Source organism: Streptomyces sp. NPDC048191 (genome assembly GCF_040652655.1).
Taxonomy (GTDB): domain Bacteria; phylum Actinomycetota; class Actinomycetes; order Streptomycetales; family Streptomycetaceae; genus Streptomyces.
On the sequence record NZ_JBEZMO010000003.1, the window covers coordinates 503,702 to 519,453 of the forward strand.

At 72.4% G+C, this 15,752-nt stretch carries 15 protein-coding genes and 1 pseudogene; 3 read left to right on the forward strand and 13 right to left on the reverse strand.

What is annotated here, in order from left to right:
* Window positions 1-3: 3 nt before the first annotated feature.
* Both AB0D93_RS08140 and AB0D93_RS08145 read right to left on the reverse strand, forming a co-directional pair.
* A complete protein-coding gene (locus AB0D93_RS08140) occupies window positions 4-495 on the reverse strand; it encodes a helix-turn-helix transcriptional regulator (RefSeq protein ID WP_362114833.1) in 492 nt (163 codons plus the stop codon).
* 157 nt (window positions 496-652) lie between these two features.
* A pseudogene (locus AB0D93_RS08145) lies at window positions 653-895 on the reverse strand (carboxymuconolactone decarboxylase family protein); the annotation flags it as partial.
* Window positions 896-1,029: 134 nt separating this feature from the next.
* Here AB0D93_RS08145 and AB0D93_RS08150 point away from each other — a divergent pair.
* Window positions 1,030-3,399 (forward strand): excinuclease ABC subunit UvrA, encoded by a 2,370-nt coding sequence (locus AB0D93_RS08150; protein WP_362114836.1) that lies wholly within the window; start codon window positions 1,030-1,032, stop codon window positions 3,397-3,399.
* A 30-nt stretch (window positions 3,400-3,429) separates the two neighbouring features.
* On the forward strand, window positions 3,430-3,600 hold the full coding sequence (locus AB0D93_RS08155) for a hypothetical protein (protein ID WP_362114839.1): 171 nt from the start codon (window positions 3,430-3,432) through the stop codon (window positions 3,598-3,600).
* 1 nt (window position 3,601) lies between these two features.
* Here AB0D93_RS08155 and AB0D93_RS08160 read toward each other — a convergent pair whose 3' ends face one another.
* From AB0D93_RS08160 to AB0D93_RS08195, 8 genes are all read right to left on the reverse strand, one after another.
* Complete coding sequence (locus AB0D93_RS08160; protein WP_362114842.1) at window positions 3,602-4,141, reverse strand: DUF6817 domain-containing protein; 540 nt, start codon at window positions 4,139-4,141, stop codon at window positions 3,602-3,604.
* Window positions 4,142-4,268: 127 nt separating this feature from the next.
* Window positions 4,269-4,751: an HAD domain-containing protein gene (locus tag AB0D93_RS08165; protein WP_362114845.1), complete on the reverse strand. Its 483-nt coding sequence runs from the start codon at window positions 4,749-4,751 to the stop codon at window positions 4,269-4,271.
* Window positions 4,752-4,763: 12 nt separating this feature from the next.
* A complete protein-coding gene (locus AB0D93_RS08170; RefSeq protein WP_362114848.1) occupies window positions 4,764-5,396 on the reverse strand; it encodes an RraA family protein in 633 nt (210 codons plus the stop codon).
* An 18-nt stretch (window positions 5,397-5,414) separates the two neighbouring features.
* Window positions 5,415-7,445: an AAA family ATPase gene (locus AB0D93_RS08175; protein ID WP_362114851.1), complete on the reverse strand. Its 2,031-nt coding sequence runs from the start codon at window positions 7,443-7,445 to the stop codon at window positions 5,415-5,417.
* Window positions 7,446-7,495: 50 nt separating this feature from the next.
* Window positions 7,496-8,110: a TetR family transcriptional regulator gene (locus AB0D93_RS08180; protein ID WP_362114854.1), complete on the reverse strand. Its 615-nt coding sequence runs from the start codon at window positions 8,108-8,110 to the stop codon at window positions 7,496-7,498.
* Window positions 8,111-8,159: 49 nt separating this feature from the next.
* Window positions 8,160-10,265, reverse strand: a complete 2,106-nt coding sequence (locus tag AB0D93_RS08185; protein ID WP_362115123.1) for an aminoglycoside phosphotransferase family protein — start codon at window positions 10,263-10,265, stop codon at window positions 8,160-8,162.
* Window positions 10,266-10,632: 367 nt separating this feature from the next.
* On the reverse strand, window positions 10,633-11,370 hold the full coding sequence (locus AB0D93_RS08190; RefSeq protein ID WP_362114857.1) for an HAD-IA family hydrolase: 738 nt from the start codon (window positions 11,368-11,370) through the stop codon (window positions 10,633-10,635).
* Window positions 11,370-12,251, reverse strand: coding sequence for a GntR family transcriptional regulator (locus AB0D93_RS08195; protein ID WP_362114860.1), 882 nt, complete (start codon window positions 12,249-12,251; stop codon window positions 11,370-11,372). Before AB0D93_RS08195 ends, AB0D93_RS08190 begins: the two co-directional genes overlap by 1 nt.
* A 140-nt stretch (window positions 12,252-12,391) precedes the next feature.
* Here AB0D93_RS08195 and AB0D93_RS08200 point away from each other — a divergent pair, with 140 nt between their 5' ends.
* Window positions 12,392-12,580, forward strand: coding sequence for a hypothetical protein (locus tag AB0D93_RS08200; RefSeq protein WP_362114863.1), 189 nt, complete (start codon window positions 12,392-12,394; stop codon window positions 12,578-12,580).
* Here AB0D93_RS08200 and AB0D93_RS08205 read toward each other — a convergent pair.
* The 3 genes from AB0D93_RS08205 to AB0D93_RS08215 form a co-directional block, all read right to left on the reverse strand.
* The gene (locus AB0D93_RS08205) at window positions 12,575-13,486 is read right to left on the reverse strand and encodes a winged helix-turn-helix domain-containing protein (protein ID WP_362114866.1); all 912 of its coding nucleotides are present in this window, start codon (window positions 13,484-13,486) and stop codon (window positions 12,575-12,577) included. The two genes, AB0D93_RS08200 and AB0D93_RS08205, sit on opposite strands and share 6 nt — an antisense overlap.
* Window positions 13,487-13,791: 305 nt before the next feature.
* Window positions 13,792-15,030, reverse strand: coding sequence for a GNAT family N-acetyltransferase (locus AB0D93_RS08210; RefSeq protein ID WP_362114869.1), 1,239 nt, complete (start codon window positions 15,028-15,030; stop codon window positions 13,792-13,794).
* 48 nt (window positions 15,031-15,078) lie between these two features.
* Complete coding sequence (locus tag AB0D93_RS08215; protein WP_362114872.1) at window positions 15,079-15,681, reverse strand: aerial mycelium formation protein; 603 nt, start codon at window positions 15,679-15,681, stop codon at window positions 15,079-15,081.
* Window positions 15,682-15,752: the final 71 nt, after the last annotated feature.

Sequence of the window (15,752 nt, forward strand, 5' to 3'; positions counted from 1 at the left end):
CGGTTACCCGGCCGTCCGCCGCGGACCGGCATCGGCATCGTGTCCGCCGGCCGCGCCCGGGCCGGGCACGGCGGTGTCGCCGGTGTCCGCCTCCACGCCCTGTGCCATGTCCTCGGCCGCCTCGTGCGCGGCGGGTTCGCCGACCCCGAATCCGTTCTCTTTCCGGAAGGACTCGTAGATCTGGAGCAGCACCTGCTTCTGCCGCTCGTTGAGCGAGGGATCGGCGAGGATGACGGCGCGCGTCTCCACTTCGTCCCGGTCCCGCTCGGCGTCGAGGATCCCGGCGCGGACGTACAGCGTCTCGGCGGAGATGCGCAGGGCCTTGGCGACCTGCTGCAGCACCTCCGCGCTGGGCTTGCGCAGCCCGCGCTCGATCTGGCTCAGGTAGGGATTGGACACGCCGGCGGCGTCGGCGAGCTGCCGCAGCGACAGCTGGGCGTTCCGCCGCTGCTCGCGCAGATAGTCACCGAGATTGCCGACGTTCAGTGATGCCATGCCTCCACCTTGCCCCACCCTCGCTAACAATTGCAAGCACCCGCTTGCAAAAGTGTGTTGCAGGGGCGGGGGGCCTAGCGGACGAGATCGGCGGGCTCGTCCAGGCGCGTCAGCTTGTGCGGGTCGCGCAGCCGGTTGAGCGCCTGCCGGGTGACGAGTAGGTGACGTCGAGGCACCAGCTGCAGCCGGCCTGGGCCGCGACGGCCATGTGGGCGAAGGTCTTGAGGTCCGCGTCGGCCGCGTTCCACATGCCGACCTTCGCGGCGAACTCCCGGTTGGCCCCGGCGAGTTCGGGGTGGTTCCACAGCACCTCGTCGGGCTCGGGCACGGAACCGAGCTGCCTCAGCAGGGTCTCCCGCGACTCGGCGGGCAGCTCCGCCTTCGGAACGCGCGGTGTCATCGGTGTCCTCCTCATGGGATCAGCGGTTCGGCATGAAGACACCACCGGGCTCCCCGGTGCGACACCCGGCTCGCCGGGACGGTCGTCAGGATTCGAGAAGCGCCGGGCGGACGGCCCCGGCTACCGTGACCGCCATGGACGACGCCACCGCACCGCACGCAGCCGACAGCCACGACCTGATCCGTGTGCACGGCGCCCGGGAGAACAACCTCAAGGACGTCAGCGTGGAGCTCCCCAAGCGCCGGCTGACCGTGTTCACCGGCGTGTCCGGCTCCGGCAAGAGCTCGCTGGTGTTCGACACGATCGCCGCGGAGTCGCAGCGGCTGATCAACGAGACGTACAGCGCGTTCGTACAGGGCTTCATGCCCACGCTGGCCCGGCCCGAGGTCGACGTGCTCGACGGGCTCACGACCGCGATCATCGTGGACCAGCAGCGGATGGGCGCCGACCCCCGCTCCACCGTCGGCACCGCCACCGACGCCAACGCCATGCTGCGCATCCTGTTCAGCCGGCTCGGACGGCCGCACATCGGCTCCCCCAAGGCGTACTCCTTCAACGTCGCCTCGATCAGCGGTGCCGGCGCGGTCACCGTGGAGCGCGGCGGACAGCAGGTCAAGGAGCGGCGCAGCTTCAGCGTCACCGGCGGCATGTGCCCGCGCTGCGAGGGCCGGGGCACGGTCACCGACCTCGACCTCGCCCAGCTCTTCGACGACTCCCTGTCCCTCAACGGGGGCGCGCTCACCATCCCCGGCTACAAGACGGGCGGCTGGAACTACCGTCTCTACACCGAGTCCGGCCTGTACGACCCGGACAAGCCGATCCGCGCATTCACCAAGCGGGAGCTGCAGGCCTTCCTGTACAAGGAACCGACCCGGATGAAGATCGCGGGCATCAACATGACCTACGAGGGTCTGATCCCGCGGATCCAGAAGTCGATGCTCGCCAAGGACAAGGAGGGCATGCAGCCGCACATCCGGGCGTTCGTCGACCGTGCGGTCACCTTCACCGTCTGCCCCGACTGCGAGGGCACCCGGCTCACCGAGGCGGCCCGCTCCTCGAAGATCGACGGCGTGAGCATCGCCGACGCCTGCGCGATGCAGATCAGCGACCTGGCGGAGTGGGTACGCGGGCTGGCCGAGCCGACGGTGGCGCCGCTCCTGGCCTCCCTGCGGCACACCCTCGACTCCTTCGTGGAGATCGGCCTCGGCTACCTGTCCCTCGACCGGCCGGCGGGCACGCTCTCCGGCGGCGAGGCCCAGCGGGTGAAGATGATCCGCCACCTCGGCTCGTCGCTCACCGACGTCACGTACGTCTTCGATGAGCCCACCATCGGCCTGCACCCGCACGACATCCAGCGGATGAACGAGCTGCTGCTGCGCCTGCGGGACAAGGGCAACACCGTGCTGGTCGTGGAGCACAAGCCGGAGGCGATCGCGATCGCCGACCATGTCGTCGACCTCGGTCCCGGCGCGGGTACGGCGGGCGGCACCGTGTGCTTCGAGGGCACCGTGGAGGGCCTGCGGGCCAGCGGCACGCTGACCGGTCGTCACCTGGACGACCGGGCGGCGGTCAAGGACACCGTGCGCAAGCCGACGGGGGCGTTGGAGATCAGGGGCGCGACGACGCACAACCTGCGGAACGTCGACGTGGACATCCCACTGGGCGTGCTCTGCGTCGTCACCGGGGTGGCCGGCTCCGGCAAGAGCTCGCTCGTGCACGGCTCGATCCCGCCCGGCGCGGACGTCGTGTCCATCGACCAGACCCCCATCCGCGGCTCGCGGCGCAGCAACCCGGCGACGTACACCGGGCTGCTGGAGCCGATCCGCAAGGCGTTCGCCAAGGCCAACGACGTGAAGCCGGCGCTGTTCAGCGCCAACTCCGAGGGCGCCTGCCCCACCTGCAACGGCGCCGGTGTCGTCTACACCGATCTGGCGATGATGGCCGGTGTCGCCACGACGTGCGAGGAGTGCGAGGGCAAACGCTTCCAGGCCTCGGTGTTGGAGTACACCCTCGGCGGGCGGGACATCGCGGAGGTGCTGGCGATGTCGGTGACCGAGGCGGAGGACTTCTTCGGCGCGGGCGAGGCACGCGTCCCGGCCGCCCACAAGATCCTGGAGCGGATGTCCGACGTCGGCCTCGGCTACCTCACGCTGGGCCAGCCCCTCACCACCCTCTCCGGCGGCGAGCGCCAGCGCCTGAAGCTGGCCACGCACATGGGCGACAAGGGCGGCGTCTACATCCTCGACGAGCCGACGACGGGCCTCCACCTGGCCGACGTCGAACAACTCCTCGCGCTCCTCGACCGCCTGGTCGACTCCGGCAAGTCGGTCATCGTGGTGGAACACCACCAGGCGGTCATGGCCCACGCCGACTGGATCGTCGACCTCGGCCCCGGCGCCGGCCACGACGGCGGCCAGGTCGTCTTCGAGGGCACCCCGGCCGACCTGGTCAAGGCCCGCTCCACCCTCACCGGCGAGCACCTGGCGGCGTACGTCGGCGGCTGAGGGGACGGGTGCGGGAGCAAGTCCGGGACGGTGACCGCCCGCTGCCCGGCCAACCGTGCCGCCGGTGTGCGCCGCGGCGACCGTCTCCCGGACCGGCCGGCCGCGGGCCACGGGGGCTGGGACGGCGAGCGGACCCGGCTCGGGGCCGGTGAGCGGACGGCGTCCCCCGCGGCGGGCGTGCGGGACTTCCTCGCGGGCTGAGCTATCCGGCCAGCACCGTCTCGCACGCCGACCACGCGGCGGGGCTCAGCAGGGGGCGCACGCGGGTGAAGAGGCCGAGGAGGGCCGGTCCCCAACGGCTGCGGAAGGCGGGGTCCAGGCGGGCCAGGTCGAGTTCGTTGGCGGCGGTCAGCTCGGCGAAGTCGCGGCGCGGGCCGGCCCCGGGGACGTGGACGCGGCCGGTGAACCGGTCCTGGAAGACCCCGTCGTCCTCGGCGAGCGCGGGATAGGTGGCCGTGCGGTCGCAGGAGCCGTACAGGTACACGAGGGCCTCGGCCTCGGTGCCGATGACCGCGGCCAGTTCGGCCCGGCGGCCGGGCGGCAGCAGGGCCCCGGGGAAGCCGTCGGTGCCGTAGCAGGCGTGGCACAGGCCCGCGAGCCGCAGTGCCGGGCGCGCGCCCCACTCGGCGAGCTGCCGCTCGACGCGCTGGAGATGCGAGAGGAGGGTGCCGCCCGGATGCGCGAGACCGGCGGCTCCCAGGTCGCGCAGGAACGCGACCGCGGTGGTGGTGGCATCCGGCACGGGTCCTCCGTCCGTCGGCCCGAAGGGCATCGTCCCGTCGATCGTCCGGTGGCGGGGTGGGCCGGTCAATCCTCGGTTCTTCTCCGTCGGTCCAAGCCGTGGCTTCACCCGGGCCCCTCCGGGGCGCTCAGCGCCGGGCCGCCGACAGCCAGTTCTCCAGCGCCCCGAAGTCGGCCTCCGTCAGCCCGTGACGGTGGTCCACCCGGTGGAGCAAGGCGGAGCCGGGGTGGTGGACGGCGGTCCAGGCCCGGTCGGCCTCGGTGATCTCGTCGTCCACCCAGACGAAGGGGCGCCCGGCCGCCCGGGCCACCAGTGGCCGGGTCTTCCAGTGCAGCGGCCCCGGCGGCCCGTCCTCGTCCGGCCACTCCACGACCGGCAGCGGCGGCAGCCCCAGCCAGGGCGCGAGGACGGCGTTGGCCTCGTCCGTCCAGGTCGTGGCCCACACCAGCTCGCAGCCCAGCGCGGCCAGCCGCCGGCCCAGCGCCGGATCGACCCGCCGCAGCAGCGGATGCCCGCCGGCGACGGCCGCGGGACCTTCGTACAGGGGGTAGTCGCGGTCCGTGGCCCCGAAGGGGACGAGCGGGCCGTCGACGTCGAGGAAGAGCAGCATCACCGTCCAGGATCAGTCCTGGAAGCCCCCCTCGGCCAGGATGTCGTCGATCCGCGCCCGGTGGGCCTTCTCCCAGTCGTCCAGGGTCTGCTCGGCCTCCTTGGCCAGCCTGGCCAGGGCGGCCCGCAGGATCTCCGCCGCCCGGGACGCCGGTACGACGACGACTCCCTCCTCGTCCGCCACGACCACGTCCCCGGACCCCACCCGTACGCCCCCGCAGCGCACGGGCCCGTTCAGCGGCCGGACCGCCTTCTTGGCACCGGGGATCGGGATGATCCCGCGGGCGAAGACGGGGAAGGCCAGGTCCCGGACCTCACCCAGGTCGCGGATCAGCCCGTCGGCGACGAACGCCGCCACGCCTCGCCGCTGCGCGACCGCGCACACGTTCCCGCCGGCCAGCGCGTGGTCGAGGTCACCGGACTCGACCACGATCACCGAGCCGGGCGCGGCACGGTGGACGGCCGCGTGCAGCATGAGGTTGTCGCCGGGCGGGCAGCTGACGGTGAACGCCGGTCCGGCGACGCGGGGTACGGGCTGCCACAGGGGCCGTATGCCGATGTCCATGACCCGCTCGCGGCCCAGCAGGTCGGCGAGGGTGGTGGTGGGGACTTCCCGGAGAGCGGCGGAGATCTCGGTGTCGGTCATGGCCGCACGCTACCGCCGTCACAGCGGCAACGGCCGGGCGTGGACGACGTCCAGGCGGGAGACGGCACGGGTCAGGACGACGTACAGCCGGTGCGCGCCCCGCTCCTCCGCCTCCACGACGGCGGCCGGTTCCACGGCGACGACGTGGTCGTACTCCAGGCCCTTGGCCAGGCTCGCGGGCACGAGGGTCAGCCGGGCGCCGAGCGTGTCGGGGCCGGCGGGGCCGAGTCCGGCCGCGTTGAGCGCCTGCCGCACCCCCTCCACGTCGGCGTCGGCCGCCACGACGCCGACGGAGCCCTCGTGGGTGAGGGCCTCGCGTACGGCGGTCACGGTCGTGCCGGGCACGTCGTCGGTGGGGCGCAGGGTCAGCTCGCCGTCCGCGCGCAGGGAGTCGGCCGGGGGTACCGACACGTCCAGGCGGGTCAGCAGCCGGTTGGCCAGTTCCACGACGGCCGCCGGCACCCGGAAGCCGGTGGTCAGCGGGACCACGGCCGCGTCCGGCCGGCCGAGGTGGCGCAGCTGGACGGACCAGTCGCGGGCGGCCCACGCGGTGGTGCCCTGGGCGAGGTCGCCGAGGACGGTGAGCGAGCCGAAGACGGCCCGGCGGGCGATGGCCCGGCACTCCATGGGCGAGAGGTCCTGCGCCTCGTCCACGACGATGTGCCCGTACCCCTCGGGGTGTTCGACCAGGCCGGCCAGTTCGTCCAGGAGCACCTGGTCGGCGGCCGACCAGCGGGCCGACTTGTACGAGCGCGGCGGGCGCGGCCACAGCAGCGCCGCCTGTTCGCCGGGGTCCAGCAGACCGTCGGCCCACCGGGCCAACTCGCGCGGATCGGCGAGGAGTTGCGCCAGCACCTCCTCGGGGCGGACCTTGGGCCAGACCAGGTCGAGGTGCTCGGTGAGCGGCCGGGCCCGCTCGACGCGGCGCACCCAGGAGGCGGGCAGTACCCCGGAGCGCCGTTCGGCCCGCTCGCGCAGCCGCCGTACCACCCGGGCCCGCACCCGCTCGCGGCCGACGGCGTACGGCGGCTCCTCGGCGCGCACCGCGTCGACGACGGCGGCCAGTTCACCGGCGGGGACGCGCCACCAGCTGGAGCCGTCCTTCACGGCCAGGTCAGTCACGCCGTCGGTGGTGATCCTGCCGTACAGCGCCCGGCGCAGCACCTCGGCCATGCGGGCGTCGTGCTTGAGCGCCGCCGTGTCCGCCGGGTCGGTGCCGGTGACCGGGTGCCGGGCGATCTCCTCCAGCAGGGTGGACTGGCGCACGCCGCTCTCGCCGAGCGAGGGCAGCACCTCGGCGATGTAGTGCAGGAACGTGCGGTTGGGGCCGAGGATCAGCAGCCCGGCGCGCTGGAGCCGCCCGGGGTGGGTGTACAGCAGGTACGCGGCCCGGTGCAGGCCCACCGCCGTCTTGCCGGTGCCGGGCGCGCCCTGGACGCACACCGAGTCGGTGAGGGCGGCGCGGACGAGGTCGTCCTGCTCGGGCTGGATGGTGGCGGCGATGTCCCGCATGGGTCCGACGCGCGGCCGCTCGATCTCGCGGGCGAGGATGCCGCTGGTCCGTGCCTCGCCCCGGCCGAGGTGCTCGTCCTCGAGACCGGTGAGGTCGGCGGACTCGCCCCGGCTGCCCGGCGCCCAGCCGAACCGGCGCCGTACCTCGACGCCCCGCGGGTCGCTCGCACTCGCCTGGTAGAAGGCCCGGGAGACGGGGGCCCGCCAGTCGACCACGAGGGGCGGGGCGGCCGGGTCCTCGGTGATCCGGAGCCGGCCGAGGTGGTAGTTCTGCCCGCCGTGCCGGGGGTCGCCCGCGGCGAAGTCCAGGCGACCGAAGAACAGCGGGCCCGGCGGGAGTTCGCGCAGGGCCTTGGCCTGGCTGCGCAGCCGGCGTCCGAGGACCTCCGCGTCGGCGCCGGAGGCCGAGACGTCCTCGCCGATGACGACCTGTTCGGCGGCGCCCTCGACCATCGCGGCGAGGGCGGCACGGCAGGTGTCGTGGTAGGCGCGCTCGGAGTGGAGGGTGTCGGTGAGGGTGGGGTCCGTCGACGTCATGGCGCCAGGGTACCGCCATAGCGTTACTCGGTTACATTTTTAACCCGGTCTCATCGGTCGCGCCGAAGCTCCGGCAGCCCCTCCCCCAGCCGCTGGAACGCCCGCTCGGCCGCCCGTACGGCATCCGGCGCCACCTCCGCGACCGGCTCCCCCGCCGCGATCCGCCGCCAGTTGTCCTGGGCGAGGATCCGCTGGACGGCGATGATCTGCCCCGCCGCCAGCCGCGCGTCCAGACCGCCCCCGAGCGACTCGGCGAGCGCCGCCTCCGACCGCTCCAGATGCGCGTACGCCCGCGCCACCAGGGCCGGGGTGCCGTAGAGCAGGGTGTGGAAGGCGAGCACGTCGGGGTGATCGTTCAGCCCGGTGACCGGATCACGCCGCTCCAGCCCGGCGAGGAAGTGGAGCCGCAGCGCGTCCACCGGGTCGGCCGCACCGGCCACCACCCGCGCGGCCTCCGCCTCGTGGTCGGCGATCCGGTGCAGGACCAGGTCCTCCTTGGCCGGGAAGTACCGGAAGAGGGTCGGCTTGGAGATCCCGGCCGCCGCCGCGACCTCGGCCACGGACACCGCGTCGAAACCACGGTCCAGGAACAGCCGCACGGCGATGTCCGAGACGTCCTGGTACATCCGCTGTCTCTTGCGCTCGCGCAGGCCCATCTCTCCCATGCCGCCGAGCCTACGCACCGCGACGCCACCCGGGCCGTCCGGCCGGAGCCTACGCCAGGGCGCGAGCGAGACAGGGGTTCGCCGTCGGACGGGCGGGCAGCCCCAGTGAGCCCTTGGCAGCCGCCAGGGTCATGGCGTACGAGTCCACGGCGCGGCGCACGTTGGGAGCGTCCAGGCCTGCGCCGGTGACCAGCCGGTCGAGGTCCACGTAGGCCGAGCGGACGATCTCGATCCACCGGTAGACCCGCCAGTCCCGCTGCCAGTCGCGGGTGTACTCCGCGGGCATCGCGGACTCCCAGCGGCGGAACATGCGGTCCCGGATCTCCGGCCGGGTAGGCGTCAGGTGCATGTGCCTGACCAGGTCGTACAGGGGATCCCCGACGGCCGCCATCTCCCAGTCGATGAGGGTCAGCGCCAGGTCGTCGTCGCGGCGCACCAGGTTCCACGGATTCAGGTCGCCGTGCAGCAGCGTCGGCTTCCGGTGGCTGACGTCGTGCCGGGTCAGCATCTGCCGGAGCCGGTCGGCCCCGGGCAGGCCGAGGATCCGGGCCAGGTGCTGGGACTCCTTGGGCAGGCTCCCGACCAGCGCGACGAGCTGGTCCGCCAGCCAGCCGTAGAAACGGAAGTCCCGCTCGCCGGCCGCTGGGTCGAGCTTCGTGTAGTCCACGTCCTTCAGCGCACAGAGCTGGTCGACGAGCCGGTCCGCCTCGTGCGGCAGCAGCCCGTCCACCGGATGGTCGGGCGGCCGCCCGGTGTCGAGCGGCCCCTCGTAGGTGTGGATGGCGAAACTGTCCTTCCGGAACTTCCCGGGATGGCTCTCGCCCAGGGCGAGGATCCGCGGCGCCGCCACCGCGACCCCCGAATCCTCGATGGCCCGCAGCACCGCGTGCTCACTGAGGAAGCTGCGCTCACGCCGGCAGACCTTCGCCACTTTCCGCCGCACCACGACCGGGAACGCGATGCCGGGGACCCGCACCACGGAGTTCAGATGGGCCGTCCCCTTGAACACCCGTCCGGCCGGTGCGGCACCTTCGGCGTGCAGCGCCGCGTGCACGGCCGAGTAGGGGAAGTCCCGGTGCTCGGGCACCCTTCGGTCCGGGTGCCAGGAGGGGGAGACGAAGGCGGAGAAGAGGCCCTCGCGCGCCTCCCCGCGGGAAATGCGCCAGCGGAACAGGACCCGCTCGATCTCCGCCTCGCCGGGCAGACTGCGCAGGTTCAGCGGGGCCTGGGCCGCTTCCAGGGCGCGGCGCACCCTCCCCGTGGCGTGGTCCAGCCCCTTCTGGTCGAACGCCTCGTCCAGGGAGACCGCGGCGCGCATGACGTCCGGGTACACCGACTGGGCCTGTTCGAAGGCGATGTAGTGGCGCAGGTCCTTGGCCAGCCCGTTGACCGCGCCCGGGCGGGTCCGCCGCATCGCCTCGGCCCAGGCGTCGATCACCTCGGACCACTGATGCCGCGGGTACCGCATGCGCACGAGGTGGGTCGCCAGGTCGTGCAGCGGGTCGCCGTACGTGGCCAGCTCCCAGTCGACGCAGACCAGCGGGGGATCCCCGGCGTACGTCATGATCAGGTTGTCGCGGTGCAGGTCGGTGTGGAGCAGGCTGTACGGCCGGCGTGCCATCGGCGGCACCCGTTCGGCCAGCCGGACGAGCGCGTCCTCCGGGATGCCCAGTGCCGCGAACAGTCCGCCGAACTCCCTGCGGTTGGGCCGCCGGATCTGCTGGTCGGCCAGGTGCGCCAGCGTCTGCAGAAAGCCCTGGCTGTCCTGGCCGTTGCTGGGCCAGCCGGCCGGAAGCGGTGGCAGCGCGCTCCGGCGCACCTGGGCCAGCTGGGCGAGCATCCCGGCGAGGGCCTTGATCAGCAGCGTGTCGACGGGCTTGCCGTCGCCGCAGACGCTGGAGAGCGGTACGCCCTCCACATAGCCGTGGACGGCGAACCCGTCCCCCTCCGCGAGGCACTCCGGCACGTGCGGCAGGGCACTGCGGACCGCCCGGAGGATCCCCGCCTCGTCGTTCCAGGTCCTGATCACCACCGGCAACGCCTTCGCCCGCCGGATCCGCACGGTCACCGGGGTGCCGGCGTCGCGGCCCAGGAGCTGTGCCACGGGCGGCGGGAGCGGGATCCGGTAGTTGTCGTTGTGGTGGCCGCTGCTCATCTCGCCCTGGCGCGTGGCGAGACCCACGAGTCTCTCGTACAGCGCATGCACTGCGCCGGGCTCGGCGCGTCCCCCACGAAAGAGGTGGGGAACAGGAGGTGCGCCCACTGGCCGCTCCGAAGTACTCGCGCTGGTGGAAAGTATGGCAAACGGTAAACGCGGGCGTCTGTCCGCACGAGTGGAACCGTCGTCGAGTAGCCACAACGGGTGTGTTCGGCCCTCGTCGGCGTCAGGTCCCCTACGGGACGGCACGTTTGCCATCCCGTACGTACGAACGGGAGCGGTTGCTCACGCGGTGCGCGCATGCTACAGCACACGCCTCGGTGGGCCCTTCAAGCGCGGGCCCGCCGTCACCGGCTCCGCGGCGTCAGCGGCTCCGCAGCATCCGCAGCACCGGCTCCAGCGAAGCGACCACGTGCCCCGCTCCGGCCTCCTGCAGGAGCTTCCCCTTGCGCTCGTTACGCGCGTAGCCGAGGAACGGCACGCCGGCGAGGTTCGCGGCGGCGAGGTCGGAGGGGGAGTCGCCGATCATCAGGGCCGCCGAGGGGGCGGAGCCCATCGCGGCCAGGGCCCGGTTGAGGCAGTGCGGATCGGGCTTGAGGAGGTGCAGGTCGGTCGTACGGCCGTAGATGTGGGGGGCGAAGCAGGCGGTGAGGCCGCGGTCGTTCAGATAGGCGCGGACCACCTTGGGTGAGTTGTTGGTGGTGATGGCCAGGCGGGAGCCGACCGCGGTCCAGGTCCGTATCAGCGGGTCGGCGTAGGCGGTGGGCAGCGCGGAGCCGGCGGCGCGCAGTTCCTCCTGGGTGAGACGTTCCTCCAGCTCGGCCACGAGGTCGCTGCCGGGGCGCCGGCGGTCCACGGCGCGCAGCACCACGTGCGGGTCCAGCGAGTCGCGTTCGGGCTCGTCGAGCAGGTTGTGCAGCCCGCGCCCGGCCAGCCAGTCCACCAGTTCGGCCGCCACCAGTTCGGCCTTGTGCCGGGCGAACAGACGGCAGATCGGTCCGTCGAAGTCCCACAGGACCACCCGGGCGCGTTCGATCAGTTCCCGGAGCTTCTCGATCTCGTTCGCGGTCTGTTCGGTCTGCGTCGTCGCATCAGAAGTCACTAGGAGAGTGTCAGGTCCGTGGTGATGGTTTCCCAGAGGGCGTCGAACCACTTCTGCGATTGCTCCACGAACGCCGCGTCCCGCTGCCCGGCCCGCTGCTCGAAGGAGAACAGCAGGGACTCCGAGCCGAGGGTGTCGTACATCTCCAGCGTCCCGCGCTCGGTCGGCTCCGCGCGGCGCGTGACCATGTAGTGCGCGAACAGCGCCTCCACCCCGTTGAGCAGATACAGCTTGACCGGCGGGGTGAACGGCAGCGCCCGGAAGGTGACGTGGACGTCGATGTCGTGGGTGCCGCGCAACGCCTGGAGGTTGTACTGGAGCACCTGGCCCTGGGCGTTGCGCATGGCCAGCCAGCGCTGGTGGACGGCGTCGTCCTCCTCGCTCCCGGCGTCGACGGAGACCGGGAAGGCGAGGTTGATGTCGCGGGACGGCAGCAGGATGCGGGCGTCGATCCGCTCGGGGCGCAGCCGGCCCTCGTGGACCAGGCGCAGCGGCTCGCCGAGCGCCGGGATCAGGCTCTGCGCGGTCAGGCAGACCGCGTCGATGCGCACGTGCGGCACCGAGAACGCCTCGGTCAGCCGGGGGGCGAGCGCCACCATGGTCGGCTGGGGCTCCCCGCGCGCGGGCTCGGGCTCGGCCACCCGCGGCGGGCTGCCCTTGCTGACGTCGGCGAGCAGTCCGTCGTCCTGGAGCACCCGCAGTGCCTGGCGTACGGCACCGCGCTCGACCCCGAACTCCCCGGCCAGCTCGGCCTGGGTGGGCAGTCGCTCGCCGGGCCGCAGCACACCGGTGTGGATGCGCTCGCGCAGGGTCTCGGCGATCTCCTGGGGCGTGCGCCTTCTGCTGCCGTTCACTGCCACATGCTCCTGAGTCACGACCAAACGGTACAACTCTGATCCATCTATGGGGAGTTGCAGAGAAGTTGTTTATACCCTGGGACCAAGTGGGGACAACTTAGATGGAGTTGGTTGCCAAGTTTTGGAAGTTGGTGAACCTTTACCGGTCCGAAGGGGGAATCGCCGTGCCTGCTCTCGCTCTCCTCTCCGCCTTGTTCGTCGTCGGTCTCGACCAGCTCGTCCAGTGGAAGTACGGTGCCGCCGGCGTCGTCGGCATGCTCCTGCTCTCGGTGGGCATCAAGGCCAAGAGCCCGGCGGTCAGCTCCGCCGGCGCCGTCCTGCTCGCCGTGCTCCTCGCCGGCCCCGCGCTATGAACTGAGCAGCAGGTCCGAGCTGATCGTCTCCCACAACGCCTCGAACCACCGCCGCGACTGCTGCACGAACGCGGCGTCCCGCCCCCCGGCACGGCGCTCGAAGGCGAACAGCATCGAGCGCGTGCCGTCGGCGTCGTACAGCTCCAGGTGCTCGTGCTCGATCTCCCGCTCCCGGCGCAGCAGCGTGTAGTACGCGAACAACGCCTCCGAGTCGCCCAGCAGATACAGCTTGACCGGCGGCGTGAACGGCAGGGCCCGGAAGGAGACCCGCACGTCGATGCCGTGCGTGCCGTACAGGGCCAGCAGGTTCTGCCGCAGCACCATGCCCTGGGCGTTGCGCTGGGCCAGCCAGCGCCGGTGCAGCAGACCCCCGTCGTCGGCGGCCACCGCCGCCGGGAAGGCGAGGTCGATGTCACGGCTGGGCAGCAGCACCCGGACGTCGATCTTGGCCGGTTTCAGCCGTCCCGCATGGATCTGCCGCAGCGGCTCGCCGACGGCCAGGGTCAGCGAGACCGAGGTCAGGCAGAGCGCGTCGATCCGCACGTGGGGAGCGGCGAAGGCGTCGGCGATGCGCGGCGCGAGGCCCACCATGGTGGGCTGCGGGCCCGCCGGTGCGACCATGGTCCGCCTCGGCCCCGGCGGCGCCGCCACGGTGGCCGGAGCACCCCGGGAGACGTTGGTGAGCAGCTGCTCCGACTGCAGGATGCGCAACGCCTGCCGCACGGCACCGCGCTCGACGCCGAACTCGTCGGCCAGCTCACCCTGGGTGGGCATGCGCTGGCCCGCCCGCAGCAGCCCGGCCCTGATCCGGCTGCGCAGTACGTCGGCGATCTCGCGATGGGACGTGTGGGGCCGCTGTGGCCTCGTCCGTCCACTGGCGGAGGCGTGCTCCGGGTCCACGGACAAACACTACAACTTCCCGCCAACTTGCGGCAGTTCGCCGACAGCTGGTTATGAGACGCTTCCCGGCGGAGATAAGTACAGTGAAGTTGGCTGCCAACTTGCACAACATGGTCAAGCTTCCCAGTGGTTGGCCGACCGGGCTCCCTTCCGGAGGGGAGCCGGGAGTCCGGACAGGGGACGGCCGGCGAAGCGCACAGTCACAACTGAACACGCCATCGCACAGCCACAACTGAACACCGCACCGCACAGCCACAACTGAACAGCTCGCTACGGATGCACAGTCAGCGTCACCGGGAGAAGGGAGCGGGTCAGAAGATGTCCGGGCACCACGGCCGCCCGGGCGAGCGGAACAGGGCGTCGGCCTTCCGGGCGGCGCCCTCTCGTTCTTCCCGCACCCGGCCGAGCGCCGCCAGCCGCAGCACCGACTCGCCACCGAGCCAGACCGAGGCCAACTCCCCCACGCCCAGCGTGAGATCGGCACCCTCGCCGACGGCCGGGACACAGGACGCCCCCTCGGGCGAGGCCTCCAGCCGGAACCGGCCGCCGGCCGTTCCCGCGTCGTCCACCACGTCCAGGACCAGTGTCCCCGCCCCCTCGTACGTCCGCGCCTCCAGGGCCCGGACGACGTCCAGGATCCGCACCCACAGCCAGTCCGCGTGCCCGGTGATCCGGGCCGCGCGCGGGTCGGGGAGATGGAACGGCAGCAGGTCGTCGGGGCCGCGGAAGCCGCTCTCGACCTTCGTGATCCAGTCGATCGAGCACAGGTAGTGCCACAGGGCGCGCTCGGCCGCCGTGGTGGTCGCGATCAGCCTGAGCACGCTGGCCGTCTGGTCCGGCTGCTTGCCGTTCCAGGTCTCGTCGGACTTGTACGTCACCAGCCCCTGGACCTCGCCGTCGGCCGCGCGGTGGACGGCGTAGAACGGCTCGGTCCAGTCGGCGTGGTACCGGACGGCCCCGGTGTGCATCTGCCACCACAGCTCGCTTCGGCTGACCGCGCCGGGCTGGGTGCGGCGGAACCGCTCGAACAGCTCGGGGCCCAGTTTGCGGACGTCCTCGCCGTCCACCAGGTCGATCCGGCCGCCGTCGTCCGGGCCCGACCAGCGCGGATCGAGGCCCGCCCGGGGCACCTCGACGGTCCACCGCGTCGACCAGGTGGCCGGGCCGAAGCCGTAGCGGCCGTAGATCGGGTACTCGGCGGCGACCAGCGTGGCGACGACGTCACCGCGTTCCTTCGCCGCCGCCAGGTCCTGCTTCATCATGCGGGTCAGCAGGCCGCGACGGCGGTGGGTGGGGCTGACGGTGACGTTGGAGATCGCGTCCGCGGGGACGAGCCCTCCCCCGACCGCGGTCAGTTCCTGCGCGAACGAGCGGAACGTCGCCACGCACCGGCCACCGTCGAACGCGCCGAGCAGCCGCCCGGGCACGAACTGCGTACGACGGGCCTCGAGTTCCTCGGGTGTCAGCACCGGCGGCTGCAGAAAACCCGTGGCCAGCGCGCGGTGCCAGTCCTCGAAATCGGCCTCGGTGACGATCCGGACGTCGTTCATGCGCCCACCGTAAGTGGACGGCCGCCCGTCTGTCCCTCGGTTTCCCCCTCAGATCAGGAGGTCGTCCACCTGCGCCTCGCCCACCCGGTAGCGCCGGGCGATCTCCGCGCTGCACGCGTCGGTCGTGCTCTGCAGGAGCTGGCGGCGCCGGGAGACCTCCTGCTCGTACCGGACCAGACGCCCCATCGCGGCGGTCAGTTCGAGGTCCGTGCGCGCCTGGAGATCCGACAGTTCCACCTCGGCCAGCATCTCGGCGGCCAACTGCCGGTACTCCTCGTTGTGCGGGGTGCCGAGCGTGACGTGGCGGGCCGAGGAACGGTGCCGGGCCGGGGCGTCCTTGAGGATCTCCGGGAGCCGGTCGACCATGGACCCGTCCGCCGGCGCCGGTACGGAGGCCCGGCCGCGCCGGCACAACTCCGCCCGCAGGATGTCGATACGGCCCTGCAGCAGCCGCCGCACATAGCTGAGGTCCGCCTCGTCGCGCTGGGCGTCGCGGCGCAGGGTGCGCAGCTCGGGCAGGCTCAGCCGGGTCAGATCGAGCTCGGGCGGCTCCGCGGGCAGCGCCGGGCCCGATGGAGCGTCGGCGCGCTGCGCGGGCGGCCGGTACGTACCCTGCGTCTCCAGCCGCCCGCTGGTACTCGGTGTGCTCATGTGCTTCTGACCGTCCCCTCGACCGGCGTGTGGAAGCATCGTGCCACCCCAACTGGCCACAATGTGACCGA

Coding starts and splice junctions, on each gene's coding strand:
- AB0D93_RS08180 (WP_362114854.1), bottom strand. CDS start 8,110: ATGGGAGAGATGGGCCTGCGCGAGCGCAAGAGACAGCGGATGTACCAG.
- AB0D93_RS08165 (WP_362114845.1), bottom strand. CDS start 4,751: ATGCTGCTCTTCCTCGACGTCGACGGCCCGCTCGTCCCCTTCGGGGCC.
- AB0D93_RS08150 (WP_362114836.1), top strand. CDS start 1,030: ATGGACGACGCCACCGCACCGCACGCAGCCGACAGCCACGACCTGATC.
- AB0D93_RS08140 (WP_362114833.1), bottom strand. CDS start 495: ATGGCATCACTGAACGTCGGCAATCTCGGTGACTATCTGCGCGAGCAG.
- AB0D93_RS08170 (WP_362114848.1), bottom strand. CDS start 5,396: ATGACCGACACCGAGATCTCCGCCGCTCTCCGGGAAGTCCCCACCACC.
- AB0D93_RS08210 (WP_362114869.1), bottom strand. CDS start 15,030: ATGAACGACGTCCGGATCGTCACCGAGGCCGATTTCGAGGACTGGCAC.
- AB0D93_RS08185 (WP_362115123.1), bottom strand. CDS start 10,265: ATGAGCAGCGGCCACCACAACGACAACTACCGGATCCCGCTCCCGCCG.
- AB0D93_RS08215 (WP_362114872.1), bottom strand. CDS start 15,681: ATGAGCACACCGAGTACCAGCGGGCGGCTGGAGACGCAGGGTACGTAC.
- AB0D93_RS08175 (WP_362114851.1), bottom strand. CDS start 7,445: ATGACGTCGACGGACCCCACCCTCACCGACACCCTCCACTCCGAGCGC.